This is a genomic window from Frateuria terrea (assembly GCF_900115705.1).
GTDB lineage: Bacteria > Pseudomonadota > Gammaproteobacteria > Xanthomonadales > Rhodanobacteraceae > Frateuria_A > Frateuria_A terrea.
In genome coordinates this window covers 152,171-178,070 of sequence record NZ_FOXL01000002.1, presented here as the reverse complement: position 1 = coordinate 178,070, position 25,900 = coordinate 152,171, and the positions used below count along the sequence as shown (strand labels likewise).

The 25,900-nt window shown below is 69.0% G+C and carries 24 protein-coding genes and 1 pseudogene; 14 read left to right on the top strand and 11 right to left on the bottom strand.

Annotated elements, in window-relative coordinates:
* Positions 1-37: 37 nt before the first annotated feature.
* The 6 genes and pseudogenes from BMZ38_RS00890 to BMZ38_RS00870 all read right to left on the bottom strand — a co-directional run.
* Positions 38-1,084: pseudogene (locus BMZ38_RS00890) on the bottom strand (sulfate/molybdate ABC transporter ATP-binding protein); the annotation flags it as partial.
* A gap of 87 nt (positions 1,085-1,171) precedes the next feature.
* Positions 1,172-2,032: a sulfate ABC transporter permease subunit CysW gene (gene cysW / locus BMZ38_RS00885; protein ID WP_091333034.1), complete on the bottom strand. Its 861-nt coding sequence runs from the start codon at positions 2,030-2,032 to the stop codon at positions 1,172-1,174.
* Positions 2,029-2,856: a sulfate ABC transporter permease subunit CysT gene (gene cysT / locus BMZ38_RS00880; protein WP_091333032.1), complete on the bottom strand. Its 828-nt coding sequence runs from the start codon at positions 2,854-2,856 to the stop codon at positions 2,029-2,031. Before cysT ends, cysW begins: the two co-directional genes overlap by 4 nt.
* 1 nt (position 2,857) lies before the next feature.
* Entirely contained in the window at positions 2,858-3,856 is a 999-nt protein-coding gene (locus BMZ38_RS00875) for a sulfate ABC transporter substrate-binding protein (protein ID WP_091333030.1), read from the bottom strand.
* A 140-nt stretch (positions 3,857-3,996) separates the two neighbouring features.
* The gene (locus BMZ38_RS17690) at positions 3,997-4,152 is read right to left on the bottom strand and encodes a hypothetical protein (RefSeq protein ID WP_175483641.1); all 156 of its coding nucleotides are present in this window, start codon (positions 4,150-4,152) and stop codon (positions 3,997-3,999) included.
* Between the two features lie 174 nt (positions 4,153-4,326).
* Complete coding sequence (locus BMZ38_RS00870; protein WP_091333028.1) at positions 4,327-5,889, bottom strand: sensor histidine kinase; 1,563 nt, start codon at positions 5,887-5,889, stop codon at positions 4,327-4,329.
* A gap of 263 nt (positions 5,890-6,152) precedes the next feature.
* Between BMZ38_RS00870 and BMZ38_RS00865 the strand changes: the two genes are divergently transcribed.
* Positions 6,153-6,980: a Crp/Fnr family transcriptional regulator gene (locus tag BMZ38_RS00865; RefSeq protein WP_217638703.1), complete on the top strand. Its 828-nt coding sequence runs from the start codon at positions 6,153-6,155 to the stop codon at positions 6,978-6,980.
* On the opposite strand, the gene BMZ38_RS00860 is transcribed toward BMZ38_RS00865, so the two are convergent.
* From BMZ38_RS00860 to BMZ38_RS00845, 4 genes are read right to left on the bottom strand one after another with little or no spacing between them, the layout of a single operon-like run.
* Positions 6,977-7,642 (bottom strand): aquaporin, encoded by a 666-nt coding sequence (locus BMZ38_RS00860; RefSeq protein WP_091333026.1) that lies wholly within the window; start codon positions 7,640-7,642, stop codon positions 6,977-6,979. The two genes, BMZ38_RS00865 and BMZ38_RS00860, sit on opposite strands and share 4 nt — an antisense overlap.
* 2 nt (positions 7,643-7,644) lie before the next feature.
* Complete coding sequence (locus tag BMZ38_RS00855; protein WP_091333024.1) at positions 7,645-8,031, bottom strand: arsenate reductase ArsC; 387 nt, start codon at positions 8,029-8,031, stop codon at positions 7,645-7,647.
* 28 nt (positions 8,032-8,059) lie between these two features.
* A complete protein-coding gene (locus BMZ38_RS00850; RefSeq protein ID WP_091333022.1) occupies positions 8,060-8,548 on the bottom strand; it encodes an ArsI/CadI family heavy metal resistance metalloenzyme in 489 nt (162 codons plus the stop codon).
* Positions 8,549-8,552: 4 nt separating this feature from the next.
* Positions 8,553-8,891: an ArsR/SmtB family transcription factor gene (locus BMZ38_RS00845; RefSeq protein ID WP_425431833.1), complete on the bottom strand. Its 339-nt coding sequence runs from the start codon at positions 8,889-8,891 to the stop codon at positions 8,553-8,555.
* Positions 8,892-9,345: 454 nt separating this feature from the next.
* Here BMZ38_RS00845 and BMZ38_RS00835 point away from each other — a divergent pair, with 454 nt between their 5' ends.
* From BMZ38_RS00835 to BMZ38_RS00795, 9 genes are all read left to right on the top strand, one after another.
* Positions 9,346-9,765: a (R)-mandelonitrile lyase gene (locus BMZ38_RS00835; RefSeq protein WP_091333017.1), complete on the top strand. Its 420-nt coding sequence runs from the start codon at positions 9,346-9,348 to the stop codon at positions 9,763-9,765.
* 57 nt (positions 9,766-9,822) lie between these two features.
* Positions 9,823-10,875, top strand: a complete 1,053-nt coding sequence (locus BMZ38_RS00830; RefSeq protein WP_091333014.1) for an NAD(P)-dependent alcohol dehydrogenase — start codon at positions 9,823-9,825, stop codon at positions 10,873-10,875.
* Between the two features lie 42 nt (positions 10,876-10,917).
* Positions 10,918-11,418 (top strand): DNA-3-methyladenine glycosylase I, encoded by a 501-nt coding sequence (locus BMZ38_RS00825; RefSeq protein WP_091333011.1) that lies wholly within the window; start codon positions 10,918-10,920, stop codon positions 11,416-11,418.
* A gap of 158 nt (positions 11,419-11,576) precedes the next feature.
* Complete coding sequence (locus BMZ38_RS00820; protein WP_091333008.1) at positions 11,577-13,526, top strand: TOL_0244 family TonB-dependent receptor; 1,950 nt, start codon at positions 11,577-11,579, stop codon at positions 13,524-13,526.
* A 22-nt stretch (positions 13,527-13,548) separates the two neighbouring features.
* Entirely contained in the window at positions 13,549-14,154 is a 606-nt protein-coding gene (locus tag BMZ38_RS00815) for a TOL_0243 family YfiR-like periplasmic protein (RefSeq protein WP_091333006.1), read from the top strand.
* On the top strand, positions 14,151-15,656 hold the full coding sequence (locus tag BMZ38_RS18155; protein WP_091333005.1) for a sensor histidine kinase: 1,506 nt from the start codon (positions 14,151-14,153) through the stop codon (positions 15,654-15,656). Before BMZ38_RS00815 ends, BMZ38_RS18155 begins: the two co-directional genes overlap by 4 nt.
* The gene (locus BMZ38_RS00805; RefSeq protein WP_091333002.1) at positions 15,656-16,033 is read left to right on the top strand and encodes a response regulator; all 378 of its coding nucleotides are present in this window, start codon (positions 15,656-15,658) and stop codon (positions 16,031-16,033) included. Before BMZ38_RS18155 ends, BMZ38_RS00805 begins: the two co-directional genes overlap by 1 nt.
* 814 nt (positions 16,034-16,847) lie before the next feature.
* Positions 16,848-17,210, top strand: a complete 363-nt coding sequence (locus BMZ38_RS00800) for a PadR family transcriptional regulator (RefSeq protein WP_091333000.1) — start codon at positions 16,848-16,850, stop codon at positions 17,208-17,210.
* Positions 17,210-18,127 (top strand): sensor domain-containing protein, encoded by a 918-nt coding sequence (locus tag BMZ38_RS00795; RefSeq protein WP_091332997.1) that lies wholly within the window; start codon positions 17,210-17,212, stop codon positions 18,125-18,127. Before BMZ38_RS00800 ends, BMZ38_RS00795 begins: the two co-directional genes overlap by 1 nt.
* Before the next feature lie 93 nt (positions 18,128-18,220).
* Here BMZ38_RS00795 and BMZ38_RS00790 read toward each other — a convergent pair whose 3' ends face one another.
* A complete protein-coding gene (locus BMZ38_RS00790; RefSeq protein ID WP_091332994.1) occupies positions 18,221-18,514 on the bottom strand; it encodes a hypothetical protein in 294 nt (97 codons plus the stop codon).
* 101 nt (positions 18,515-18,615) lie between these two features.
* On the opposite strand from BMZ38_RS00790, the gene BMZ38_RS00785 reads away from it, so the two are divergent.
* From BMZ38_RS00785 to BMZ38_RS00770, 4 genes are all read left to right on the top strand, one after another.
* The gene (locus tag BMZ38_RS00785) at positions 18,616-19,224 is read left to right on the top strand and encodes a class I SAM-dependent DNA methyltransferase (protein WP_091334274.1); all 609 of its coding nucleotides are present in this window, start codon (positions 18,616-18,618) and stop codon (positions 19,222-19,224) included.
* Positions 19,225-19,310: 86 nt separating this feature from the next.
* Positions 19,311-21,251, top strand: a complete 1,941-nt coding sequence (locus tag BMZ38_RS00780) for a hybrid sensor histidine kinase/response regulator (protein ID WP_091332991.1) — start codon at positions 19,311-19,313, stop codon at positions 21,249-21,251.
* A 98-nt stretch (positions 21,252-21,349) separates the two neighbouring features.
* Positions 21,350-24,136, top strand: coding sequence for a PAS domain-containing protein (locus BMZ38_RS00775; protein ID WP_091332989.1), 2,787 nt, complete (start codon positions 21,350-21,352; stop codon positions 24,134-24,136).
* 57 nt (positions 24,137-24,193) lie between these two features.
* Complete coding sequence (locus BMZ38_RS00770; protein ID WP_091332987.1) at positions 24,194-25,888, top strand: M28 family metallopeptidase; 1,695 nt, start codon at positions 24,194-24,196, stop codon at positions 25,886-25,888.
* Positions 25,889-25,900: the final 12 nt, after the last annotated feature.

Sequence of the window (25,900 nt, the reverse complement as noted above, 5' to 3'; positions counted from 1 at the left end):
AGCGATCGCCGGCGATCGGCCTGCCGTCGCGATCGAGTGGAAAGATCACCGCGTGGCTGGGCGAGACATACAGCCCGTCGCCGGCGTGCAGGCCCATCCGCGCCAGGTCCTCGCCGGCGATGTCGGCCTCCAGCGCGTGGTCCAGCGCCGCCACGTCCAGCTCCAGGTGCGCCACGCTGCCGGCCAGGTACACGTGGCGCAGGCGCGCGCGCCAAGCGCCGGGTACGGGCTCGGTGGACAGGGTCAGGTGCTCCGGACGCACGTAGGCGATCGCCTGCGCGTGCTCGCCCATCCACGGATCGGCGGCAAAGGTCCAGCCGCCGGCGACGAAGCGCTCGTCCTCGCGGCGCAATGCGAGCCGGTTGGCTTTGCCGATGAACTCGCACACGAAAGGCGTCGCCGGCCGCTGGTAGATCTCCCGCGGCGTGCCGACCTGCTCGATGCGCCCGCGGTTCATCACCGCGATGCGGTCGGCCAATTCCAGCGCCTCTTCCTGGTCGTGGGTGACGAATACCGTGGTCAGGCCCAGCTCCTCGTGCAGCCGGCGCAGCCAGCGGCGCAGGGCCACGCGGACCTGCGCGTCCAGCGCGCCGAACGGCTCGTCGAGCAGCAGCAGGTCCGGCTCGACCGCCAGTGCGCGGGCCAGCGCCACGCGCTGGCGCTGGCCACCGGAGAGCTGCGAGGGATAGCGCTTGCCGAAGCCATCTAGCTGTACGCGCTTGAGCAATTGCTCCACGCGCGCATCGATCTCGGCGCGCTTCGGGCGCATGCGCCGCGACCGCACGCGCAGGCCGAAGGCCACGTTCTCCGCTACCGTCAGGTGCCGGAACAGGGCGTAGTGCTGGAACACCAGCCCGACGTTGCGCTCGCGCGGCGCCGCGGCCAGGAAATCCTTGCCGTTGAATTCCACCCGGCCGCTTTCCGGATAGTCCAGCCCCGCGAGGATGCGCAGCAGTGTGGTCTTGCCCGAGCCGGACGGCCCCAGCAGTGCCAGGAACTCGCCCGGCGCGATGCTCAGGCTGACGTCGTTGAGCGCCGGGTAGTCGGAGAAGCGGCGGTTGATGCGGGTCAGTTCGAGAGTCATGCGTCGGTTCCTCGCGAGACAAGCCCCCGGGCTTCATCGCCTGCAGGCGGAAGGAAAGCAAGGGCGGGCAGGTAAGCGGGCATGGCGTCAGCGCCCGCCCGGTGCATGTGCGGCGAGCTCGTCGCCGTAGCGCCATTCCAATGCGATCCTGATCGCCAGCGTCAGCAATGCCAGCAAGGCCAGCAGCGACGCGACGGCGAACGCGCCGACGTAGTCGTACTCGTTGTAGCGCATCTCCACTTCGAGCGGGATCGTGGTGGTCAGCCCGCGGATGTGGCCCGAAACCACCGACACCGCGCCGAATTCGCCCATCGCCCGCGCGTTGCACAAGAGCACGCCGTAGAGCAGCGCCCAGCGGATGTTCGGCAGCGTCACGCGGAAGAACATCTGCCAGCCGTTGGCGCCCAGCACGCGGGCCGCTTCCTCCTCTTCGTCGCCTTGCGCCTGCATCAGCGGGATCAGCTCGCGCGCCACGAACGGCAGGGTGATGAACATCGTCGCCAGCACCAGCCCCGGAACGGCGAAGATGACGCTTACGCCATGCGCTTCCAGCCACGGCCCGAACCAGCCCTGCGCGCCGAACAGCAGCACGTAGACCAGGCCCGAAACCACCGGCGAGACCGAGAACGGCAGGTCGATGAAGGCGCCCAGCAGCGATTTGCCCGTGAACTCGAAGCGCGCCATCACCCACGCCGCGGCAACGCCGAAAACGAGATTCACCGGAACCGCGATGGCCGCCACCAGCACCGTCAGCCAGATCGCCGAGCGTGCCTCGTCCTGGCCGATCGCGTCGAAAAATGCGCAGGCGCCCTGGCGAAATGCCTCGACGAACACCACCGACAGCGGCAACAGCAGGAACACGATCAGGAAGGCCACCGCGCCCAGCGTGAGCAGGCCGCGCCCGAGCAACCTTGGCCAACCCAAGGCCTGCGTACGCTTCCGGCTCATGGCGTGGACTCCGACCAGCGGTGGCTCCAGCGCTGCAACAGCGTGATCGCCAGCAGCAGCACGAACGAGAACGCCAGCATCGCCGCACCCAGCGCGGCCGCGCCGGCATAGTCGAACTGTTCGAGACTCTGCACGATCAGGAGCGGCGCGATCTCCGACTTCATCGGGATGTTGCCTGCGATGAAGATCACCGAGCCGTACTCGCCCACCGCGCGTGCCAGAGCCAGCGCAAAGCCGGTCAGCAGGGTCGGCACCAGCATCGGCAGGATCACCTTCAGGAAAATCTGCCAGCGCCGTGCACCGAGCGTCTCGGCCGCTTCCTCCACGTCGTGCTCCAGCGTCTCCAGCACCGGCTGCAGCGTGCGCACCACGAACGGAAAGCCGACGAACACCATTGCCACCAGCACGCCCCACGGTGTGTAGGCAACCTTGATGCCGAGCGCGGCCAGCCACTGCCCGATCCAGCCGTTGGGCGCGTACAGCGCGGTCAGCGCGATGCCTGCGACGGCGGTAGGCAAGGCGAACGGCAGGTCGACGATCGCGTCGAACAGGCGTCGCCCGGGGAAGCGGTAGCGCACCAGCACCCATGCCACCAGCAGGCCGACCACCACGTTGATCGCGGCCGCCAGCGTCGCGCCGCCGAAGCTGAGTTTGAGCGCCGCGAGCGTGCGCGGCACGCGCAACAACCCGATCAGCCCTTCCAGGCCCAGCCCGGAGGCTTTCCAGGCCAGCGCCGCCAGTGGCAGCAGCACGATCAGGCCCAGGTAGGTGAGCGAGTAGCCCAGGCTCAGGTTGAAACCAGGCAGGATCCGTCGCCGCCGCATGTCATGTCCCCGGGCCGATCTGGTCGAAGATCGCGCCGTCGGCGAAGAACCTGGTGTTGACTTCGGTCCAGTTGCCGAAGGTGTCCTTGAGCGTGAACAGGTGGACCTTCGGAAACTGGTTCGCGTACCTGGCCATCACCTGTTCCGAGCGCGGGCGGTAGTGGTGCCTGGCCGCAATTTCCTGGCCCTGCGGCGAGTAGAGGAACTTCAGGTAGGCCTCGGCCACCGCGCGGGTGCCGTGCTTGTCGACGTTGCGGTCGACCACGGCCACCGACGGCTCGGCCAGGATGCTCATCGACGGCACCACGATCTCCACGTCGGCGCCGCCCATCTCCTGCCGGGCGAGCATGGCCTCGTTCTCCCACGCCAGCAGCACGTCGCCGATGTCGCGCTGGACGAAGGTATTGGTGGCGCCACGCGCGCCGGTGTCGAGCACCGGCACGTGCCTGTACAGCTCGTGCACGAAGGCCTTCGCCTTGGCTTCGTTGCCGCCCGGCTGCTTGAGCGCGTAGCCCCAGGCGGCGAGGAAGTTCCAGCGCGCACCGCCGGAGGTCTTGGGGTTGGGCGTGATCACCTGCACGCCGGGGCGTATCAGGTCGGACCAGTCGCGGATCTTCTTGGGGTTGCCCTTGCGCACCAGGAACACGATGGTCGAGGTGTAGGGCGCGCTGTTGTCGGGCAGGCGCTGTTCCCAGTTGCGCGCGAGCAGGCCGCGCTCGGCCAGCACATCGATGTCGTGCGCCAGGGCCAGCGTCACCACGTCGGCCGGCATGCCATCGACCACCGCGCGCGCCTGCTTGCCGGAACCGCCGTGCGACATGCGGATGGTCACGCGGTCGCCGTGCTGTGCCTTCCATTGCGTGACAAAGGCGCTGTTGGCGTCGCGATAGAGCTCGCGCGTCGGGTCGTATGAGGCGTTCAGCAGGGTCACGTTCTTGGCCGCCGCCGCGCCCGCGGCCAGCGTGCCGAGGATGGCGCAAAGCGCAATCAGCTTCTTCATGGAGCCTCCCTGGTCAAAGGTTCTGCTGCGCACGCCGTCGCCTCGCCGGGAGGCGCGATGCCGTTCCCGCGGCAGGGGCCACAGGCATGGCATGTTCGGCTTGGGTCCGGCGTAGCCGATGCCGGAAGGTTGACGCCGGATCAGGCCGGCGCAAGGCCGCGGTCGCGGACGTTCTCCCAGTCGTCGAACGCCTCCCGCGGGAACAGGCGGCGCGCGCCCCGGCGAAGGACGGGAGCGGCCGTGATGGCGGCAGCCCGGTACCGTGGCGCGGTGCGGATGTCGAGTGCGTCGTGCATGGCTACACCTCGGTAATCGGCGTACTCGGGAGGCACTCCAACACAGCTGCGGTTAAGCATCCGCTAGACATTCGTCGCGGATCGCCGAGCAATTGCGTCGACGTTTCCCTAACGAGCGCACGCGTATCGCGAGCACGGCATTGCCAAGCCTCTGCGCTTGCGGCTCGCGGCGGGTCAGTGTGTGTCGGCTCCGGCGGTCGCCCCGGCCACGCGGCCCCGACGGGTCGGCAGCAGCGGAACGCGCAGCGTCGCGGTGGTGCCGGCCTCGCCGGAGGCCAGCTGGATGTCACCGCCCAGTTGCGCGGCGAACAGCCGGTTCAGCCTCGAGCCGAACCCGGTTCCCGCCACCTCGCTGTGCATGCCGCAGCCGCGATCGCTGATGGTGACGTGCAGCCAGGTGCCGTGCGTACGGGCGCGCACTTCGATCGGCCCGGGTGCGCCGCGGTAGGCGTACTTGGCTGCGTTGGTGAGCAGTTCGGTCACCACCAGTCCCAGGCTGATGGTGCTCTCGGCGGCAAGCGACGCGCGGCAGACATCGATCGAAAGTTGTTCCAGCCAGGCGTCGCCCCAGGATCGCGCAAGCTCCGTGCACAGCTGCCCCAGGTACGCGTCCAGCCGCACCTCGCGCGCGCCGTCGGGCTGGCTCAGCTGCCGGTGCACCGCGCTGACGGCGGCCAGGCGCTCCGCGGCGGCCTCGAGTTCGGAACGGACCTCGTCCCCGGTCGCCTGTCGCGCCTGCAACCGCAGCATCGCGGCGACGATATGGAGGCTGTTCTGCATGCGGTGATGGGCTTCCTGCACCAGCAGGCCGGCCTGCCGCTGCCGCTCGTGTGCCTCGCACGCCTCGATCCGCAACGCGCACTCGCGCACCACGGTTTCGCAGGCAAGGCGAAGGGCGCAAGGCATGGCTCGCGGCGTGGCGTGATGGCAGGCGGCCGCTCCCCACTGCCGGCCGCCCACGACGATCGGCAACCACAGCGACGCCTCCACGCCCTGGCTTTCCAGGTGCCCGCGTTGCGCCGCTCCGATGGGGCGCAGGACACAGTGGCCGAGGTCAGGTTCCCCGCCGTCCGCCCGGGCAGGAAACACCGGCGTCGGCAGGCAGGCGAGGTCGGGCACTGCGTGGGGCAGACCTGCCCCGTCGGGCGCGAATGGCAAGGGGAGGGAGCCAGCGAGCGATGGCAGCGATGGAGGGGCGGCTTCCTCCACGGCCGCTGCCACGGCAACGGTACCGGCGGCAAAGCGCCCGATCGCCACGCGATCGTATCCGGTCAGCTGGCGCAAGGCCTTTGCGCAGGCCGCGCAGGCGGCCTGTACGTCGGCGCAGGACTCGAAGGCCGCGCAGGCGCGGAGGATGGCAGCGACGGCTGCCGCCGCAAGGGGCTCGTGCACGGGTGCCGGCTCGAACTCCAGCAGCGTATACGGCCCGCTGCGATGGGCCGAGACGTCCCAGCGGCCGCGGTCACGATCGAGCCAGCGCCCCACATGTCGGGGGCGTGTCGTGAGGTCCGGCGGTACGGCTGGTAACGGACCGTACGGCGCGCCCGGCGTGTCCACCAGCGGGCTGCCGATCAGATCGTGCGGCGTGCGGCCGAACAACCGGTCGGTGGCGCCCGCGAGCGACGCGATGCGGCCGGTGTCGTCGATCGCCAGCAGCGCACCATGCGCCTGGATCGCGGCACGTTCCAGGGACGGGACGGTATGGGGGGCTCCGCCGGATTGGATGTCTTGTCGCATGGGATCCCGAATGCCGCCGGAGCGCGTCGCGTCCAGGCAGGAGGTGTGGGGCCGGACGGGCGGTCGCCGCACGCGGCAGCGACGCTGCGTTCACGGCGATGGGCCAGCACTGTAGGTGCGCAACTCCCGCTGTGTATGTTCACTTGTGGACACGCACGCACGCGGGATCACATCGCCAATACCTTTGTGGGTGTTAGATGACGACGGCGCTGAGAGCGTGCTCAGCGGTTGAGCGGCAGGCCACGCCTGCCCTGGAGGTAGGCATGGACCGGCACATGAACGGCGGCGAAGCGGGTGACGTCCGGGAGCTCCGCGTCGAACGGCCTGCCAACAATCTGCTTCGTGCGTTGCGCGCGGAAGACCTGTCATTGCTGACGCCGCACCTGAGCCCCTGGTTCGCCGACACGGAAACGGTTCTCTACGAGCCGGGTGATACGGTGCAGACCGTCTATTTTCCGTGCGGCCCGAGCTTGGTCTCTTACGTGGTCATGCTCGAAGACGGGCGCGGCGTGGAAACCGCCCTGGTCGGGCGCGAGGGTGCCCTTGGCGGCATCGTCAGCCAGGGCCGTTTGCCCGCCTATGCACGCGGCCTCGTGCAGTTTCCCGGGCCCTTCTATCGCATCGAGTCGCGGGCGCTGGAGGAAGCGAAGGCGCAATCGGCGACCTTGCGCTACCTGTTCGCCCGCTACGCCGACTGCCTGCTGGCCCAGGTCTTCCAGTCCGTCGCCTGCAATGCGACCCACACCATCGAGCAACGCGTCGCCAAATGGCTGACGGCCGCGCTGGATCGCACCGGCGACCACGACGTGCCGCTGACCCAGGAACAGCTGGCCTCGATGCTCGGCGTGGGCCGCAGCTACATCAGCCGGGTGGTGCAAAACATGAAGTCGCGCGGCGTGCTCGAAACACGCCGCGGTGGCGTGCGCGTGCGCGACAGGGACCAGCTGCACCAGCTTTCGTGCGGATGCAACGATGCGGTGCGCGCCCATTTCGACGACGTGCTCAAGGGCGTGTACCCGACGGAGGAGGAAAGCACCGTCCTCAAGTTGAACGCGGGCGCCGCTTCTCCCGGCTCGCGCATGCCCGGCTAGCCGGGCGCCTGTGGCGTCGGCGAGAGCCAGCGCGCGACGGGGACCGCGCAGAGCGCGCCGACCAGCTGCGCCAGCACGAACCCCGGCACGTCGGACGGCCGGATGCCTGCGAAGCTCTGCGTCAGCGAGCGCGCAAGGGTCACCGCCGGGTTGGCGAAGGAGGTGCTCGCGGTGAACCAGTACGCGGCGAAGATGTAGCTCGCTACCAGCCCGGCGACAGCCTGCGGACGTTGGCGGCTGCCGAGCAGGATCGCCAGCAGCAGGCCGAACGCCGCCACGCCCTCGCTCAGCCACTGCGCGGCGCCGCTGCGCGCGTGCGTGCCCGGCTGCAGCAGCGGCAGGCCGAACATGGCATGGGCCAGCAGCACGCCGGCGACCGCGGCAGCGACCTGCACGAGCACGTAGGCGAGCGCGTCGCCCGCGCGCAGGTCGCCACGCAGCGCCAGGGCGAGCGTGACCGCGGGGTTGAAATGCGCGCCTGAGATCGGCCCGAACAGCACGATCAGGACATACAGCGCGCCTGCCGTCGCGGCCGCGTTGGCGAGCAGCGCGATGCCGGCGTTTCCGGGCGAGAGCATCACGCCCATGATGCCCGAGCCGACCACGGCGGCGAGCAGCATGGCGGTGCCGATGAACTCGGCAAGCAGCTTGCGCGGCAGCATGGTCAGAGCGACGCCAGCAGTGCCTGGACGCGTGCGGAAATCCCGTCGCGCACGCGCCGGTAGCCGTCGTCGTCCAGGTGCTTCGGGTCGGGCAGGTTCCAGTCCTCGCGCCGGCGCGCCGGTACCCACGGACAACGGTCCCCGCAGCCCATGGTGACCACGGCGTCGAAGGTGCCCGAGACCTCGTCCAGCGACTTGGAAACATGGGCGGAAAGGTCGTAGCCCAGTTCCGCCATGCACTCCACCGCACGCGGGTTGATGCGGCCCGAGGGCGCGGAACCGGCGCTGCATGCCTCGACCCCTTCGCCCCCGTGCATCCGCGCGAAGGCCTCGGCCATCTGGCTGCGGTTCGAGTTCTCGACGCACACGAACAGGACGCGCTTTTTCATGCGTTGATCTCCGTCCCCCGGCCGCGCCTCAGCAACAACCGGAGCCCGGCGCACAGCAGACCGCGCCCTTGTCCACTTTCGGCTTGGCCGCGCGCAGGTCGGGGCTGCAGTTTGCACCGTCCGTCGCGCAGGGCGCCTCACCTTCGTAATAGGTGGTCGCCTCGCCGAAGGTGTGGAAGGTTTCCCAGCGCGTGCCCTGCGGGTCCTCGGTCCACAACTTGTCCGAGCGTGCATAGCAGCAGACGGTCGCCTCCTCTGGCACGAGCGCGCCACCGGCCGCGTCCAGCCGCCGGCCGAGCGAAGCCAGCGCCTCGCCGCTGTCGGCCTGGATGCCCAGGTGGTCGACGCCCGGCACGCGGCCGGTGCTGGAGATTGCGAAATTGACGCGCGGGTCGTCCACCATCCACTTGGCATAGTCGTCCTTGCGCACGGTCGGTTCGGCGCCGAACAGTGCCGTGTAGAAGCGGATGCTTGTTTCCAGGTCGGCGACGTTCAGGTGCACGTGGAATCGGTTCATGGCTCTAGGCTCCCTTGCGGCGTGGTTTGCAGGCCTGCACCGGGCCGCAGCTGGCGGACCCGGCGCAGCAGTTTTCGGTGAGGTAGCCGATCAACGCGTCCATTTGCGCGTAGTCGGCGCGCAGGCGGATCACCCGGCCCTCGCGCTCGTCGAGCACCAGCCCGGCGGCGCGCAGCACGTTGAGGTGCGCGGTGAGCGTGGCCGGCGGCAGGTCCAGGCGTGCGCGCAGATCGCCCACGCAAAGGCCGTCCGGCCCGGCTTGCACCAGCTGCCGGAAGGCGGCAAGGCGGGTCTCATGGCCGAGTGAACTTAGGGCAGCCAGCGCGGCTTTGATTTCCATCATTCGGGAATTATGGAAATATCTGTGCGGCTGTCAAGCAGGGGCCGAACGCTCAGCGGATTCCGCGGTACCGCAGCGCCTCCACGACCAGCGCGAAGGCGGCCGAAGGCTGCCGGCGGCTCGGGGTAGCAGAAGTGGTAGCCGGGGAAGGGCGGGCACCAGTCCTCCAGCACACGCAGCAGGCGTCCGGCGTGCACGTGCGGCAACACCTGGTCCTCGGCGGTAGGACACGCAGAACCCATCGATCGCTGCGGCGAGGATGGGCGTAATGCTGTTGAAAGCCAGCTCACGCGCCAACGATACGAAGGCGAGTAGATCGTTGTAGTTCCGCCGGGCCACGCCGCGCGCCTCGGTCCGATGGATGAGCGCCGATCACAGGTGCATGCGCGATCGAGCGGCTAATCACGCGCCACTGGCGTCTCCACACTAGCGGTTGGTCCGTTTCCAGGAGCACCCCATGCAGATCAAGCGCAATGGCTCCCAGCCGTCGATACAGGGACCGGCCGAATGGTTCACCGGCGCGGTGCGTATCGACCCGCTGTTCACCGCGCCCGCGCCCGGGCGCACCGCTTGCGCCAGTGTCACCTTCGAGCCGGGCGCGCGCACCGCCTGGCACTCGCATCCGCTGGGCCAGATCCTCGTCGTCACCGCCGGCTGCGGCTGGACGCAGTGCGAGGACGGCCCGGTCGAGGAGATCCGCGCCGGCGACGTGATCTTCTGCCCGCCCGGCCACCGTCACTGGCATGGCGCCACGCCGACCACGTCGATGACCCACATCGCCATCCAGGAAGCGCTCGACGGCAAGCTGGTGGACTGGATGGAGCACGTCAGCGACGCGCAGTACCTCGCCGGCCCGGCGAAGGTTGGAAAGAGCTAAGCCTGCTTTGCTACCGTCGTCCGGTTGCACTCATCCCCACCTGCACAGGAACCATCCATGAAGACCAAAGCCTACGGTGCCCACGCCAGCAACAAGCCGCTCGAAGCGATGGACATCGAGCGCCGCCAGCCCGGGTCGCACGACGTGCAGATCGACATCGCCTATTGCGGCGTTTGCCATTCGGACCTGCATACGGTGCGTTCGGAATGGGCCGGCACGCTGTATCCCTGCGTGCCCGGCCACGAGATCGTCGGCCACGTCAGCGCGGTCGGCAGCGAGGTCACCGGCTTCAAGGTCGGCGACACCGTCGGCGTCGGCTGCCTGGTCGACAGCTGCCAGCACTGCGCCTCCTGCGGCGAGGGGCTGGAGCAGTTCTGCGAGAACGGCTTCACCGGCACCTACAACGGCAAGACGCCGGATGCTCCCGGGCATACGCTGGGCGGTTATTCGCAGCAGATCGTGGTGAGCGATCGCTTCGTGCTGAAGATCCGCCATCCCGAAGAGCAGCTGGCCGCGGTCGCGCCCCTGCTGTGCGCGGGCATCACCACGTACTCTCCGCTGCGCCACTGGGGCGCCGGCCCCGGCAAGAAGGTCGGTATCGTCGGCATCGGCGGGCTGGGCCACATGGGCATCAAGCTGGCCCATGCGATGGGCGCGCACACGGTGGCCTTCACCACGTCCGAATCCAAGCGGCAGGACGCGCTCGACCTCGGCGCGGACGAGGTGGTGATCTCGAAGGATCCGGACGACATGGCCAGGCACGCGGGCAGCTTCGACTTCATCCTCAACACGGTCGCGGCCAGCCACGACCTCGATGCCTATACCCGTCTGCTCAAGCGCGACGGCACGCTGTGCCTGGTCGGCGTGCCCGAGCATGCACACCCGAGCCCGAACGTCGGGACGCTGATCTTCGGCCGCCGCTCGATCGCCGGCTCGCTGATCGGCGGCATCGCCGAAACGCAGGAGATGCTCGATTTCTGCGCGGAGCACGGGATCGTCGCGGACATCGAGATGATCCCGGCACAGAAGATCGACCAGGCCTACGACCGCATGCAGCGCAGCGACGTGAGGTATCGCTTCGTGATCGACAACGCCTCGCTCGCCGCGTAACGCAATGCGCCGGCGGCGGCGGGCCGCCGCCGGCCACCCTGCATGCCCATGCTCCCGTGGATCGTGGAAGGCTGGAACCCGCTCGACGACCAGCCTGCGCGAAGCGACGACCAGGTGTTCGAACTGCTCGCCGCCGCGCTGTTCCAGGCGCGCTTCCGCCCGGCCGTGGTGCAGGCGCGCCGGGCGGCGATCCGTCGCACCTTCGCCGGCTTCGACCTGGCGGCGGTGGCCGCCTGGCCGGACGAGCAGATTGCCGGCCTGATGGCCGCCGGGGGCATGATCCGCAACGAGAAGAAGATCCGCGCCAGGTTGCACAACGCGAACGACCTTGCCGTACGTAGCCGGCGTTGGGGCAGTGCGCTGGCCTACCTGCATTCCCTGGGCCGCGACGAGGAAGACCTGGTCCGCGGGATCGACACCTGGGCGCACTACATCGCCGTCGATCCGCTGGTTCGTGCGCGCGCTCGACGCGCAACCGCAGGCAAATACGAAAGCCGCCGAGCCGCGATAGTGCTGCGGGCGAGAACTGGCTCACGGCATTGACGTTACACTCTCGGTCACAGACATCCGCTACACGGTGACCCGGACCGGATCGGCTACCCTTCCATCGTCCGCGCGCCGCGCAAACGCATGCCCCCAAGAAACGTCAAGATAAGGATGACCTCAATGCGCAGCCCGATCGCCCGCGCCGAGGCGACCGCATGAATGCGGTAACCCACAGGAGCGGCCTCGCCGCATCGATCCTGCTTGCGTTGTCGATCCAGGTCGCCCAGGCCGCCCAGGCCGGTGACATGGCCGTGCCGGCCACCGACCTTGGCAGCCTTTCGCTGGAGGACCTGGGCAAGGTGGTGGTGTCCTCGGTGGCCAAGAAACCCGAAGCGCTCAGCGAGGCGCCCGCCGCGGTGTACGTGATCAGCCACGACGACGTCATGCGTTCGGGCGCACGCAACCTGCCCGACATCCTGCGGCTGGCGCCCAATCTGGAGATTTTCCAGACCAGCCCCAGCGGCTACACCATTACCGCGCGCGGGTTCAGCGGCAACAACTTCGCGCAGAACTTCCCCAACAAGCTGCTGGTGCTGATCGACGGGCGCAGCGTGTATTCGCCGATCTTCTCGGGCATGTACTGGGACGACCAGTTTGTGCTGCCGCAGAACATCGAGCGCGTGGAGGTCATCAGCGGGCCCGGTGGCGCGCTGTGGGGCGCCAACGCGGTCAACGGCGTGATCAACATCATCACCCGCGCCTCGGCCGACACCCAGGGGGGCCTGTTGAGCCTGAGCGCGGGCAACCTGGAGAGCAGCGCGGCCGTGCAGTATGGCGGTACGCTGGGGCCGCACGCGCATTACCGGGTGTATGCCAGCGAGATACGGCGGCGCGCCTTCGACGACAGCGCCGGCCAGGACGCGCACGATGGCTGGCGCAAGCCGCAGGCAGGCTTCCGGCTGGACTGGGATGCCGGCGACGGCGATGCGCTCATGCTGCAGGGCGACCTGCACGACGGCCGGCAGGACCAACCTGCGGGTCCGGAGGCGCGCAGCAGCGAGGGTGACCTGCTCGCGCGCTGGCAGCATGCGCTCAGCGAGACATCCAGTTTGCAATTGCAGACCTATTACGACCACGTGTATCGCCGCAACCAGGGCGACGGCAGCGGTTTCAAGCTCGATACCTGGGACATCGAAGCGCAGCACAACCTGGCGCTGGGCGAGCGCAACCAGCTGGTCTGGGGCGTCGGCGACCGCATCTACCGCTACGACATCAAGCCGCGCATCGGCGTGGACAGCTCGCTGCTGTGGGATCCGACGCGCAACACCCAGAACCTCGCCAACGCGTTCGTCCAGGACCAGATCGCGCTGGACGCGCGCACGCAGCTGACGCTGGGCCTGAAAGCCGAGGACGATCCTTACTCGGGCGTGTCGCTGATGCCCAACGCCCGCCTGTCCTGGCAACCCACCCGCAACGTATTGCTGTGGGCCGCCGCCTCGCGTGCCGTGCGCACGCCCACGCCGTTCGACGAGGACGTGATCGAGAAGCAGGGCGCGGTCACCTTCCTCGCCGGCAACCCGGACTTCCGCCGCGAGAAGCTGACCGCCTACGAGACGGGCTGGCGCGCCCAGGTTGCCACGCGCGCGACGGTGTCGGTCTCGGTTTACTACAACGTCTACGACGACCTGCGCACGGTCGAGTTCGCGCCGGTCACGGTGCTGCCGCTGACCTGGGGCAACAACATGCAGGGCCACACCCTGGGCCTGGAGGCCTGGGGCAGCTATGCAGTCAGCGAGCGCTGGCAGCTGGGTGCCGGCTTCACTACCCGGCGCCAGCACCTGCGCTTCAAGCCGGACGGGAGCGGGTTGCTGGGCCTGGCGCAGGCCGGCGACGATCCCGACCGGCAGGGCTTCGTGCGCTCGACGGTCAACCTTTCCGACCGCTGGACGCTGTATACCGAACTGCGTGGCGTCGGCCCACTGCCCGACCCGAAGGTGCCCGGCTACGTGGAACTGGACGCGCGCCTGGGATGGCTGGTGAACGACAAGCTGGAACTGTCGCTGTCCGGTTTCAACCTGCTGCGCAGCTGGCACCAGGAATACGTGTTCCCGGGCAGCGACCGGATCGGGCGCAGCGTGTCGCTCGACGCCCGCGTGAACTTCTAGACGCGCGCGAAGATTGCACCCGATGCCCAAGCCCAGCCGTCGCGCCACGTTCCGATCCGCCAGCTTGCGTACCCGGGCGGTCGCCCCGCGCGCCTGCCTGCTCGCGCTGCTGCTGGCGTGCGCCACGGGCCAGGCCAGGGCGCGGGCCGGGCAAGCGGATGTTTCGCTCGAATACGCGGTCAAGGCGACCTACCTCTACAAGCTGGCGCCGTTCGTGAACTGGCCGCCCACCACCTTCACCGCGGCCAACGAGCCCTTCCACATCTGCGTGGCCGGCGACGATCCGTTCGGCCGTTACCTGGAGAAGGCCGTGGCCGGGCGCAGCCTGGGCACGCACCCCTTCGAGGTGCGCCGGATGGACTCGCTCACGCCCGACGCGGCGTGCCAGATCGTCTTCATCAGCCACCTGCCGTCGCAGAGCGTCCGCCAGGCGCTCGATGCCGTGAGCGGCAGGCCGGTGCTGACGGTGCTCGACTCCACCACGGACAACCCGGGTGGCATCGTGCAGTTCGTGATCGAGCGCGGGCGCGTGCGTTTCGTGATCGATACCGCACAGGCCGCGCGCAACCACATCAGCATCAGTTCCAAGCTGCTCAATCTCGCCCTGACGGTGAGGCAACCGACGTGAAGGCGCGCGGGCTCGGCCAGTCGTTCGCCTTCCGGCCGGGCGTGGCGCTGGTCGCCGCCGCACTGCTGCTGCTCGCCGGGGCGCTTGCCACGGGCTACCAGTACCACTCGGCCACCTCCGAGCGGCAGCGGCAGTTGTCCGTGCAGGCGAAAATCCTGGCCGCGAGCGTGACCGCCGCAGTGGCATTCAACGACCGCGCCACGGCGCAGGAATACGTCAACGCGTTGATGCTCGACCCGCGCCTGGATGCCGCGGCGGTGTACGACGAGGCGCACCACCAGATCGCCGGCTTCCAACGCCCGGGCAGCGAACCGATCGCCGACAGCCTGGCCAACGGCGGACACCTGCCTCCTGGCCACCTGCTGGTGGCCGCGCTGGCCCAGCAGGGCACCACCGCCATCGGTAGCGTCTACCTGCGCGCCACCACCGCGCCGCTGATGGTCCAGATGGTTCGCTACAGCGGCGTCGTCCTGCTGACGATCATGGCCTTGCTGATGCTTGCCGCACTGGCGGTGGCGCAACGCGTGCTCACGCGCGCGAACGCCGTGTTGCAGCGGCGCGCGCGCGAACTGGCCAACGCCAACGGGCGGCTGCGCGCCGAGATGGAGCAGCGTGCGCGCACCGAGGAGGCGTTGCGGCAGAGCCAGAAGATGGAGGCGATCGGTCAGCTGTCCGGTGGCGTCGCGCACGATTTCAACAACCTGCTGATGATCATCCGCGGCAGCCTGGCGCGCCTGCAGCGGCTGCTGCTGGAAAGCGAACCGATGGCCGAGCGCGAGGAACAGATCGAGCGCGAGCGGGTCGCGGCCGGGGACCGTGCCGAGCGGTCTGCCGCCGCCCGGCTGGCGCCCGACCAGGACAGCGCGTTCTTCCGCCAGCGCCAGGCGCGCCACGCGCAGATCCAGCGCTACCTGGGCATGGCCCAGGACGGCATCGACCGCGCCGCCAGCCTCACCCAACGCCTGCTGAGCTTTGCGCGCCGGCAGCCGCTGTCGCCCAAGTCGCTGCGGCTGGACGAACTGATCCGCAACATCGAGCCGCTGCTGGACCACTCGGTGGGCTCCAGCTGGAAGATCGACTACCGGCTGGGTTCGAGCTGGGCGGTGCTGTGCGACTCCAACCAGATGGAAAACGCGATCCTCAACCTGGTCATCAACGCGCGCGACGCGATGCCCGAGGGCGGGCAGATTTCCATTTGCACCGACGACGTGCGCGTGGACGCCAGCCACCCGCTGAGCGAGCTGGCCGACGGCGACTACGTGCACTTGCGGGTGGTCGACACCGGCGTGGGCATGAGCGAGGACGTGCGCCGCAAGGCATTCGATCCGTTCTTCACCACCAAGCCGGTGGGCAAGGGCACCGGGCTGGGGTTGAGCACCATCCTGGGCTACGTCGAGCAGTCGCGCGGCGTGGCTAGCATCGAGAGCCGGCCCGGCCGCGGCACCACCATTCACATCATCCTTCCGCGGGCTCCCCGCGACGCCATTCCGGAGGAAGCGTAATGCCTGCTGTCGACACCGCCCCCCACATCCTGCTGGTCGAAGACGAAGCGTTCCTGCGCGAACTGGTCATGGAAGGCCTGCAGGAGGCCGGCTTCAGCGTGGTCGAAGCCAGCGACGGCACCTCCGGCGTGCAGGCCCTCAAGTCGGACCTGCGCATCGATGTGCTGCTGAGCGACATCAAGCTGCCCGACATCGACGGCTACCAGGTCGCCGAAGCGGCGCGCACACTGCGGCCTGGCATGAAGGTCATCCTGATGACCGGCTATGCACCCTCACCGCTGCCGCCGTCGCTGCATTCGGTGGTCTACCGCGTGCTGCAGAAGCCGTTCTCGCTGGAAACGCTGCCGGAGATGGTGAACGCAGCGCTGGAAGCCTGAGCGCATCTGCGGTCGAACCGGTGGCTCGGCGCGGCTGCCGCGGCCGGGGCTTCACTCCGCCGGCTCTTGGCAGCGAAAGCTGCGGGCCCGTTCCAGGGCCATGATTTCCGGGCCTGCCGGCGCAACGTTGACCCCTCGACCAGCCACCTTCATCGAGCGCCGCGTCCATCTCCATGGACCGGCTCGTCGCAACGCGCCGCGCAGTGCGGGCGACAGCTTCAGTGGCACGCGCAGGCACCACGCGTGCCACCGTTTCCGGAGGCACCAACGGCAGCTGGGGCGCGACCGCACCATGGCCCGACAACAGGTCCGGCCGAGCCCACCGCCGAAACCTTCCGGCGCAACCAACAAGCTGGCCGCTGAAGCTCCACAGCTGGATATCCTCCAACGGGTCATCGACGCCACCCGGGCCATGGTCCAGGTGGTCGATCAGTAGGGCGCCTTCGCGGTGTTCGGCGGGCGCGTGAACGTGTGCGGCGCGCGGGGGGGGCGCTTTTCATCCTGCATGGGTCCGAGCACGGTAGGCCGTCATGCAGGCGCCGCAGCGGACCGGAGCCGGTCCCGGCTGGTTGATCCGACTCTCCGCGAACAGCTCGCTGGCGAGCCCGCCTCGCATGGAATCCGCTGGGACTCCAAGTGCACGTTTCGGTGCCGATGGACTGGCTCGCGGGCAAGCCACAACCTAGCTCTACGGTCGCGGTGCCCCAGCGCACACTGCGCGACCGGGCCGCGCCGGCATGACTTCAGGCCCATGAACTAGTGCTAACTTCACACTAACCTGCACAGCAACCCAAGTGGCAGTGCAGGCGAGCGTGTGGACGATAGGGTCGGCCATCTGAAGAAGTTCCAGAAGGAGCTGTCGGCAGGCACCGTCTCGCTGGTGCTGCTGGCGGTGCTGGGGCAATCGCGGCAGCCGCTGTACGGCTACCAGATTGCCAAGCGGCTGGAGGAGCTGGGCGAGGGCGTGCTTGCCGGCAAGCAGAGCGCGCTCTACCCGGTGCTGCGCAACCTGGAGGCGGCCGGGTTGCTGGCCAGCGAAGTGGAGCCTTCGGTGAGCGGGCCGCCGCGCCGCTACTACCGCGTTACCAAGCCGGGGCGGGAGGTGCTGCGCGAATGGGTCGCGGCCTGGAACGCCACGCGTGATTCCGTCGACAAGGTCCTTCAAGGAGAGGTGTGATGAACGCACCGCGCACGATCAACGAATACCTCCATCAGCTGAAGGCCGCCCTGCGCGGCGCCGATCCGGCGCTGGTGCAGGACGCGCTCTACGACGCGGAGGAACACCTGCGCGCGGAGCTGGCCGAACAGCCGCAGCGCAGCGAGGCGGACATGCTGGCGCACGTGGTGGGCAGCTACGGGGCCCCGGACGAAGTGGCGGAGCTGTACCGCGACCAGGAGATCAGGATCCAGCGGGCGCTGCGTCCACCGCCGCCGCCGAAGCGCCGCTCGCTCGCCGGACGCTTCTTCGGCGTGGCGGCCGATCCGCGCACCTACGGCGCCTTGTTCTACATGGTGCTGGCGCTGGCGACCGGCATCTTCTACTTCACCTGGGTGGTCACCGGGGTGTCGCTGTCGGCGGGATTGTCGGTGCTGATCGTCGGATTGCCCTTCATCGTGCTGTTCTTCGGCTCGGTGCGGGCGCTGTCGCTGGTCGAGGGCCGCATCGTCGAGGCGATGCTCGGCGCGCGCATGCCGCGGCGCCCGCCGTATCCGGCGCAGAACCTGACCTTGATGAAGCGCATCGGCCGCATGTTCACCGATGCCCGCACCTGGACCACGCTGCTCTACATGCTGCTGATGCTGCCGCTGGGCATCGTGTACTTCACCATCGCGGTGACGCTGGTGTCGGTCGCCGTCGGTTTCATCGGCGCCCCGATCGCCTGGGCGTTCGCCCCAAGATGGATATCGGACGCGTACGTCAACGACCGGCCGGTCATCAACTGGGGCTGGGGCCAGCACGTGCCGGGCTGGGGCGACGCCATCGTGCTGTGCATCCTGGGCGTGCTGCTGCTGTTCGCCACGCTGCACCTGGCGCGTGGACTGGGGCGCATGCACGGCCGCGTGGCGCGGCACCTGCTGGTCCGCGGCGGCTGATTCCCTGCATGGGTGGGCCCCAGCCCACAAGGGTTCTGTTACGCGGGTGCCAGGCCGAAGCCCGTCCCGCGGAGGTGTGGCTGGGCCGGCAGGCTAGAAATCCTCGTCGTCGACGATCTCCAGGCCCGCGTCCAGCCGGCGTGCCTCGGATTCAGCGACCACGCGCACCGCATCCGCGCACATGTCGTTGGGAGCGTCGACCTCCAGCATGAAGACCCTGCCTTCGCTGTCGTCGACGAGGTTGGCCGAGCTGGAATCGTCGCGCACGCCCAGCATCAGGTCCTCGATCTCCTCGACGTGCTCGATGCCGTCGATGCCGTGTAGCACGCTGATGATCGAGTCGGCGGCGTCGCGGTTGCCGATCAGGCGGAGGCGGATCATGGACATGGTGGGCTCCAGCGGGGCGTCGGCAAAATGCTGGAGTGCGCAGCGTGTGCGCCGGGTGATTGCCAGGCCGTACCATCGGTTTCTTTGCGGACTTCCCGGCCATGCCCAAGACCTACGACCGCGCCTACTTCGACAAGTGGTACCGCGACCCGCGCCATGCCGTGGCTTCGGCGGCTGAACTCAAGCGCAAGGTGGCGCTGGCGGTGGCGCAGGCCGAGTACTACCTGGGCCGGCCGCTGCGCAACGTGCTGGACGTCGGCTGCGGCGAAGCGCCCTGGCGCGCGCCGCTGCGCGCGTTGCGGCCGGGCGTCGCATACCGCGGCCTGGACGCCAGCGCCTATGTGGTGGCGCGCTACGGGCGCAGCCGCAACATCGGACTGGCACGCTTCGGCCAGCTCGAGCACCTGCGTTTCGACGCGCGTTTCGACCTGATCGTCTGCACCGACGTGCTGCACTACCTCAGGCCCGGCGAGATCCGTGCGGGGCTGGCGGGCATCGGCGAGATGCTCGAAGGCGTGGCCTTCCTGGAAGCGTTCACCAGCCGCGACGACGTGATCGGCGACCGCGAGGGCTTTCTCTCGCGCCCGCCGTCTTGGTACCTTCGCCAGTTCACGCAGGCCGGGCTTTTGCCCTGCGGCTCGCACTGCTACCTGGGGCCGCGGCTGGAGCGCCATATCGCCGCGCTGGAACGCGCGCAGGTCGCAGGTTAGGCCGTTCACGGCGCAAATGTAGACTGGACGCATAATCGGCTGTCCGCCCGCTCCGTTTGCGGGCGATACCTACGGGTGAGGAAGCAATGTCGATAGCCGGGGAAAGCACCTACGGCCGGATGGTGCAGTCGCTGGGCATGCTTGCCATGGTCTCCCTCGACCCCGACGGACGTATAGCGAGCTGGAACGCAGGCGCCGAACGCATCTTCGGCTACGTTGTCGACGAGATCGTCGGCCAGCCGTGGGACGCGCTCTACACCCCCGAGGAAAGGTCGAGCGCCCAGCCTGCGCGGGCGCTGGAGGCGGCCAGGCAGTTCGGCCACGACGAAGGAGTGGGCTGGCGCCTGGACAAGCAGGGCCGGCGGGTATGGGTCCGCAGTCTCCTGGAGGCGCTCTACGGCGATGCCGGCGAGCTGCTCGGCTACACCTGCGTGGCTCGCGACATCTCGGCGATGCACCGGGTGAACGAGGCGATGGGCAGCAACGAGCAGCAGTTCCGGCTGCTCGTGCAGGGCGTGCGCGACTACGCCATCTACATGCTCGACCCGCAGGGCCACGTGGCCAGCTGGAACGCTGGCGCCGAGCGCATCAAGGGCTACACGGAGGCCGAGGTGCTGGGCAAGCACTTCAGCCATTTCTACGCTGACGAGGACGCCAGCGCCGGGCGGCCGGCGCGCAATCTGGAGATCGCGCGCAAGCAGGGCGTGTACGAGGGCGAGGGTCGGCGCCGGCGCAAGGACGGTTCGCTTTTCTGGGCCCACGTTGTGATCGACCGGCTGACCGATGCGGACGGCGAGATCGTCGGCTTTGCCAAGATCACCCGCGACATAACGGAGAAGAAGCTCGCCGAGGAAGAACTGGCAAACGCCCGCGAGACCCTGTTCCAGGCGCAGAAGACCGAGACGATCGGGCAGCTCACCGGCGGCGTGGCGCACGACTTCAACAACCTGCTGATGGCGGTGATGGGCAATCTGGAGCTGCTGCGCAAGTGGCTGCCCGCCGCGCCCCGCCCGCACCAGCTGCTGGACAACGCCATGGCAGGCGCGCAGCGCGGCGCCTCGCTGACCCAGCGCATGCTCTCGTTCGCGCGGCGCCAGGAGCTGCATCCGCGCCCGGTCGACGTGGCCCTGCTGGTGCACGGCATGGCCGACCTGCTCAGGCGCTCGCTGGGACCGGAGATCCGCATCAGCACCAGTTTTTCGCTGCAGCTGCCGCGGGTATTGATGGACCCCAACCAGCTGGAGCTGGCCCTGCTCAACCTGGCGGTCAATGGCCGCGACGCCATGCGCCAGGGCGGCCGGCTGGAAATCGGCGCGCGCGGCGAGCACGTGGCCGAGGGGCATTCGACCGTGCTGCCGCCGGGCGAGTACGTGTGCCTGTGGGTGGCCGACGAGGGCCACGGCATGGATCCGGATACCCTCAGGCGTGCCACCGAGCCGTTCTTCACCACCAAGGGCGTGGGCAAGGGCACCGGCCTGGGCCTGTCGATGGCCTATGGCCTGGCCGAGCAGTCGGGCGGGCGCCTGCTGCTGCAGAGCCAGCCGGGCAAGGGCACTACGGTGGAGATCTGGCTGCCGGTCGCCACGGCAGGGGCGACGGTACCGGCAATGGTAGTCGCCGGCGAGCCCGACGGCGAACTGCAGGCCAGCGCGGCGCTGACCTTGCTGGTCGTCGATGATGACGACCTGGTGCTGCTGAGCACGATGGCGATGGCCGAAGACATGGGCTACGTCGTGCATGGCGTGAAGTGCGCCGAGGAAGCCCTGGCATACGTCGACGGCGGCGGCGCGGCCGACGTGCTCGTCACCGACCAGGCGATGCCAGGCATCACCGGCGCGCGGCTGGCGCGGCTGCTGCGCCAGCGCCATCCCGGGCTGCCCATCGTGCTGGCCTCCGGCTACGCGGAACTGCCCGAGCTGCCCGTGCCCGACATGGTCCGCCTGGGCAAGCCATTCACCAAGCGCGACCTGTACCGGGCGATCAGCGATGCGCTGGGTCAGGTCGGCGTGGCGGACGAGACCGGCTGACCCTGCGGCGGCAATGGAGGGCGGGCGCGACATCTCCCGCACACAGCCTACGGTACAGTGCCCGAGGCTGACCCGCAGGTACGAGGTTTGAGGTTGCCATGCAGTACCGGACCGCCCCGCTCACCACGCAGGCGTCCGCCGACACGTCAGCCGGCGATGCACGCCTGCACCTGGCGATGCGTGCGGCGGAGCTCGGCTTCTGGGAGTGGAACCTGCTCGACAATACCTTCGTCTATTCCCCGCGCGCCCGCGAGATCTGCGGCCTGCCACAGGACGACCAGCCGCTGCAGCTGGAACAGCTGCAAGCGTTGACCCATCCCGACGACATGCCGCGCACCCATGCCATGTTGCTGCGTGCGCTCGACCCGGCCGTGCGCGAGCGCCAGCCGTACGAGTACCGCGTGGTGCATCCGGATGGCCAGGTGCGCTGGGTGGTCGCCACCGGCGAGGCAACGTTCTCCACGGTCGACGGCGTGACCCGCGCCGTGCGCTACATCGGCACGCTGCAGGACGCCACCGAGCAGCGCCAGCTTCGCGAGGCACTGGATGCCAGCCAGGCGCGCCTGCACCTGGCCATCGAGGCCGGGCACATGGCGGTGTGGGAGGCCGACCTGCGCAACGACACCGTGTCCGGCTCGGCCGATCTCAACCGCGTGCTGGGCTTTCCCGAAGACGCCCATCCGACCATGGAGGAGATCCGCGCCGGCTATGCCCCGGGCGAGCGCGAGCGCCTGCAGGCCTGCATGCGTGAAGCGTTGGCGCGCGGCGATCGCTTCTTCGAAAGCGAGTTCCGCTACGGCCACCCGGGCGGCCGGCAACGCTGGTTGTTGCTGCGCGCGGAGATCGAACTGGACGGAGGCCAGCCGGCGCGAGCCATGGGCGTGATGATGGATGTCACCGATCGCCGCCGCGCCGAGGAAGCGTTGCGTGCCAGCGAGGCACGCCTGCAGCTGGCCCAGCGGGTCGGCGACATCGGCGTGTGGGAGTGGGAGCTGCCTTCGGGCGACGCCCGCTGGTCGCGCGAGATGTACCTCCTGTTCGGGCTCGACCCGGACGCCGGGATCACGCCCGAGCAGGCCTGGTTTGCCGGGGTGTTCCCGGAAGACCGCATCGCCGTCGACGAAGCGGTCCGTCACAGCACGGAAAACGGCCGATCGCTGGACGTCGAGTTTCGCATCCGCGCCAACGGCGAGACGCGCTGGCTGCGCTCCAAGGGCACGCCCGTCACCACACCGGACGGCCGCGCCCGCATGATCGGCGTCAACCAGGACGTCACCAGCTCGCACCACCAGAAGCTCGCCCTGGAAGACCGCAACCGCGCCCTGCAGGAGGAAGCGGCGCAGATCGGGCGCGAGCGCGAGCGCCTGTTCGAGCTCAGCCGCGACATGTTCGGCGTGGTCGGTTTCGACGGCGACCTCAGGGCGACCAACCCGGCCTGGACGCGCATCCTGGGCTACGACGCCCTCGACCTGGTCGCACGCCCCTTTCTGGAGCTGATCGAGCCGCAGGACCGTGCCGGCGCTAGCGCGGTGATGGCCTGTCTCAAGCGCGGCAACGTGGCGCCGCCGTTCGAGGTCCGCATGCCCTGCCACCACGGCGGTTGGCGCTGGATCGCCTGGACCGCCGTGTCCGAGGACGAGCTGGTCTACACGGTCGGCCGCGACGTCACCCACGAGAAGCTCGCTGCGCGTGAACTGGAGGCGGCCAACCGCCAGCTGCGCAACCAGATCGAAAGCCGCGAACGGGTCGAGGCCACGCTGCGCCAGATGCAGCGGCTCGAAGCGGTCGGCCAGCTCACCTCCGGCGTAGCCCATGACTTCAACAACCTGCTGACCATCGTGCTGGGGAACCTGGACCTGATCGAGATGGCGGTCGACGAACCGAAGGTGCGAAGGCGGCTGGACCTGATGCGCCAGGCGGCCCTGCGCGGGGCCACGCTGACTTCGCAGCTGCTGGCGTTTTCGCGCCGTCAGCGGCTGGAGCCGAAAGTGCTCGATCTCAACGAAACCGTGCAGGGCATGAGCGACCTGCTCCGCAGCACGATGGGGGGCAGCGTCGCGGTCAGTGCGCACCTGCAGCCGGGGCTGTGGAGCGCGCTGGTCGATCCCACGCAGATCGAGCTGGTGATCCTGAACCTGGCGATCAACGCGCGTGATGCGATGCCGGTAGGCGGCAGCCTCGCCATCGAGACGGCCAACGCGACGCTTGACGATGTGCAGCGGCAACCGGGCGAGCCGGAGCCGGGCGACTACGTCGCCATCAGCGTGGTCGACACCGGCACGGGCATGTCCGAGGAAGTGAGCGCGCGGGCCTTCGAGCCGTTCTTCACCACCAAGGGCGTGGGCAAGGGCTCGGGGCTCGGGCTGGCGCAGGTGCTCGGTTTCGCCCAGCAATCCGGAGGCGGCGTGCGGATCGAGAGCCGGCAGGGCGTGGGCACCACCGTGCGGGTCTATCTGCCGCGCGCGCATGCCGGCGCGGCTGCGCACGCATCGGCCCCGGCCAGCCCTCATCCCGCCGAGCCGCTGACGCAGCGCCGCTTCGCGCTGCTGGTCGACGACGACGGCGCGGTGCGCGACGTCACTGCCGCACGGCTGCGCAAGCTTGGTTTTGACGTGGTGGAGGCCGGCTCCGGCGGGGCGGCGCTGGACCTGCTCGAACGCACTCCGCAGGTCGACCTGCTGGTGGCCGACTTCGCCATGCCGGGCATGAACGGCGTCGAGGTCGCCCAGCAGGCGCGCATGCGGCGGCCCGAGCTGCCGGTGCTGTTCGTCACCGGCTATGCGGACCAGACCGCGCTGGCCGGGGTGGGCGAGGAGCGCGTGGTGCAGAAGCCGTTCCGCGACGACGAACTGGAGCGCAAGGTGCGGGCGGTGGTCGGCGGCTAGCGGCAGGTCCCGCCCGGGGACGCCTGGCGGTGGGCAAACGGCTGCCGCCTGCCTACCATGCAGGGGTTATTCCCACGCAAAGGTGCTCCTGTGAACCGATTGCTCGCTTCCGCCATCACCGCGGCCCTGCTCACGCCCGCGGTCGCCGCGCTGGCCACCGACCTGCCCACGTTCGACCCGCACCGCCTCTCGCAGGAAGTCAGGACGCTCTCCTCCGACGCCTTCGAGGGCCGCGGCCCGGCCACGCCGGGCGAGAGCAAGACAGTCGACTACCTCATCGCGCAGTACAAGGCAGCCGGGCTGCAGCCGGGCGGCGCCGTGGTCGACGGCAAGCGCACCTGGACCCAGCCGGTGCCGCTGGGCCGCTTCGAGATCGTCGGCACGCCGGCGTTCTCGCTGAGCGAGGACGGCAAGGCCGTGCCGCTCACCCAGGGCGAGCAGATCGCCGTGCGCGCGTCGATGGATGGCACCCGCAAGGTCGACATCGAACACGCGCCGCTGGTCTTCGTCGGCTACGGCGTCCAGGCGCCCGAGCGGCACTGGGACGACTTCAAGGGCGTCGACCTCAAGGGCAAGATCGGCGTGGTACTGGTCAACGACCCGGATTTCGAGAGCGGCCACGGCGACTTCGGCGGCAAGGCGATGACCTACTACGGCCGCTGGACCTACAAGTACGAGGAAGCCGCGCTCCAGGGCGCGCTGGGCATGCTGGTGGTGCACGAGACCGCGCCGGCCTCCTACGGCTGGGCCACGGTGAAGAATTCAAACATCAACGTGCAGTTCGACATCGTGCGCGACAAGCCGGCCGCGGAACATCCCACGCTGGAAGGCTGGATCCAGCACGACCTGGCGGTGCAGATGTTCAAGGCCGCGGGGCTGGACTTCGCGGCGCTCAAGAAGCAGGCGCAGACGCGCGCCTTCAAGCCGGTGACGCTCAAGGGCGTGACTTTCTCGGCGAAGTACGACGTCGACGCCAAGGTGATCACCTCGCAAAACGTGGTCGGCCGCGTCGAGGGCAGCAAGCGCCCCGACGAGACGGTGATCTACAGCGCGCATTGGGACCACCTGGGCGTGGGCGCGCCCGATGCACGGGGCGACCGGATCTACAACGGCGCGGTCGACAATGCCACCGGCACCGCCGCGCTGATCGAGCTGGGCCGCGCCTTTGCGCATGCGCCGAAGCCCGAACGCTCGGTGATCTTCCTCAACGTCACCGCCGAGGAGAAAGGCCTGCTGGGCTCGGAGTACTACGCCACGCACCCGCTGTACCCGACGGCCAAGACGGTAGCCGACATCAACCTCGACGCGCTCGACCCGCAGGGCGTGGCGCGCAACTTCACCATCTCCGGCAACGCGAAGCTTGGCCTGCTCGACGAGTTGATCGCCCTGGCCAGGACCTACGGCATGATCTACGCGTCCGACCCGCATCCGGAAGCGGGCAGCTTCTTCCGCTCCGATCATTTCTCCTTCGCCAAGCAGGGCGTGCCGGCGATTTCGTTCGAGTCGGGCGACGACCTGATCAAGGGCGGCAAGGCGGCCGGCGAGGCCGCCGGCAAGCTCTACAACCGCGAGCACTACCACCAGCCCTCGGACGAATGGCAGGCCGGCTGGAGCTTCGCCGGCATGGCCCACGACCTGCGCCTGCTCTACCAGCTCGGCTACCAGCTGGCCGATTCGGACAGCTGGCCCCAATGGTCGAAGGATTCCGAATTCCGCGCCGCGCGCGAGCAGACCGCCGACCAGCGCAAGTGAGTGCGCGTCTCC

Bases quoted from the DNA above. Each gene is read 5' to 3' on its own strand.
- cysW (WP_091333034.1), bottom strand. From the start codon at position 2,032: ATGAGCCGGAAGCGTACGCAGGCCTTGGGTTGGCCAAGGTTGCTCGGG.
- cysT (WP_091333032.1), bottom strand. From the start codon at position 2,856: ATGCGGCGGCGACGGATCCTGCCTGGTTTCAACCTGAGCCTGGGCTAC.
- BMZ38_RS00875 (WP_091333030.1), bottom strand. From the start codon at position 3,856: ATGAAGAAGCTGATTGCGCTTTGCGCCATCCTCGGCACGCTGGCCGCG.
- BMZ38_RS17690 (WP_175483641.1), bottom strand. From the start codon at position 4,152: ATGCACGACGCACTCGACATCCGCACCGCGCCACGGTACCGGGCTGCC.
- BMZ38_RS00870 (WP_091333028.1), bottom strand. From the start codon at position 5,889: ATGCGACAAGACATCCAATCCGGCGGAGCCCCCCATACCGTCCCGTCC.
- BMZ38_RS00865 (WP_217638703.1), top strand. From the start codon at position 6,153: ATGGACCGGCACATGAACGGCGGCGAAGCGGGTGACGTCCGGGAGCTC.
- BMZ38_RS00860 (WP_091333026.1), bottom strand. From the start codon at position 7,642: ATGCTGCCGCGCAAGCTGCTTGCCGAGTTCATCGGCACCGCCATGCTG.
- BMZ38_RS00855 (WP_091333024.1), bottom strand. From the start codon at position 8,031: ATGAAAAAGCGCGTCCTGTTCGTGTGCGTCGAGAACTCGAACCGCAGC.
- BMZ38_RS00850 (WP_091333022.1), bottom strand. From the start codon at position 8,548: ATGAACCGATTCCACGTGCACCTGAACGTCGCCGACCTGGAAACAAGC.
- BMZ38_RS00845 (WP_425431833.1), bottom strand. From the start codon at position 8,891: ATGATGGAAATCAAAGCCGCGCTGGCTGCCCTAAGTTCACTCGGCCAT.
- BMZ38_RS00835 (WP_091333017.1), top strand. From the start codon at position 9,346: ATGCAGATCAAGCGCAATGGCTCCCAGCCGTCGATACAGGGACCGGCC.
- BMZ38_RS00830 (WP_091333014.1), top strand. From the start codon at position 9,823: ATGAAGACCAAAGCCTACGGTGCCCACGCCAGCAACAAGCCGCTCGAA.
- BMZ38_RS00825 (WP_091333011.1), top strand. From the start codon at position 10,918: ATGCCCATGCTCCCGTGGATCGTGGAAGGCTGGAACCCGCTCGACGAC.
- BMZ38_RS00820 (WP_091333008.1), top strand. From the start codon at position 11,577: ATGAATGCGGTAACCCACAGGAGCGGCCTCGCCGCATCGATCCTGCTT.
- BMZ38_RS00815 (WP_091333006.1), top strand. From the start codon at position 13,549: ATGCCCAAGCCCAGCCGTCGCGCCACGTTCCGATCCGCCAGCTTGCGT.
- BMZ38_RS00805 (WP_091333002.1), top strand. From the start codon at position 15,656: ATGCCTGCTGTCGACACCGCCCCCCACATCCTGCTGGTCGAAGACGAA.
- BMZ38_RS00795 (WP_091332997.1), top strand. From the start codon at position 17,210: ATGAACGCACCGCGCACGATCAACGAATACCTCCATCAGCTGAAGGCC.
- BMZ38_RS00790 (WP_091332994.1), bottom strand. From the start codon at position 18,514: ATGTCCATGATCCGCCTCCGCCTGATCGGCAACCGCGACGCCGCCGAC.
- BMZ38_RS00785 (WP_091334274.1), top strand. From the start codon at position 18,616: ATGCCCAAGACCTACGACCGCGCCTACTTCGACAAGTGGTACCGCGAC.
- BMZ38_RS00780 (WP_091332991.1), top strand. From the start codon at position 19,311: ATGTCGATAGCCGGGGAAAGCACCTACGGCCGGATGGTGCAGTCGCTG.
- BMZ38_RS00775 (WP_091332989.1), top strand. From the start codon at position 21,350: ATGCAGTACCGGACCGCCCCGCTCACCACGCAGGCGTCCGCCGACACG.
- BMZ38_RS00770 (WP_091332987.1), top strand. From the start codon at position 24,194: ATGCAGGGGTTATTCCCACGCAAAGGTGCTCCTGTGAACCGATTGCTC.